The following is a 410-nucleotide window of genomic DNA, read 5'->3' on the forward strand; positions in this document are numbered from 1 at the left end:
TTCCCGCACGGGGCTAACTGACGGTGAGTTGGGTGTACATCCCGGCGGCGTAGTGGCCGGGGAGGTTGCAAACGAGCTCATAGCGCCCTGGCGGTAGCGTGAGGGTGACCCAGCCTGAGGTGCCGGGCAGGATTCCTTGCCCGGTGCCTTCGGCGCAGGTGTTGGACGCTTCCCCGAGGCTGCCGGCCTCGTCGATTTTGGCGTCCGAGCCGATCGGACGGGTGCCGGGGATCTGGCTTTCGGGAAGGGGAAGGATGACGAGTTCGTGGCTGAGGGTGCCCGCGTTGGTGACCAGGAAGGACACTGGGCCGTGCGCCACAGTGCTTTGGTCTGTCGTCATGCGCATGGCCCCGCCCGTCATGCCGTTGCGGGGGCCCATCATGGGCCCGCCCATGTTGGGCAGTGAAACG

At 66.8% G+C, this 410-nt stretch carries 1 protein-coding gene; it reads right to left on the reverse strand.

Going from position 1 to position 410, the window contains the following annotated elements:
- Nucleotides 1-13: 13 nt before the first annotated feature.
- Nucleotides 14-410: sulfocyanin-like copper-binding protein (locus QCD75_RS21930; protein ID WP_301231635.1), on the reverse strand; the 397-nt coding region annotated here is incomplete at its 5' end.

Source organism: Arthrobacter sp. PsM3 (assembly GCF_030433895.1).
Taxonomy (GTDB): Bacteria; Actinomycetota; Actinomycetes; order Actinomycetales; family Micrococcaceae; genus Arthrobacter.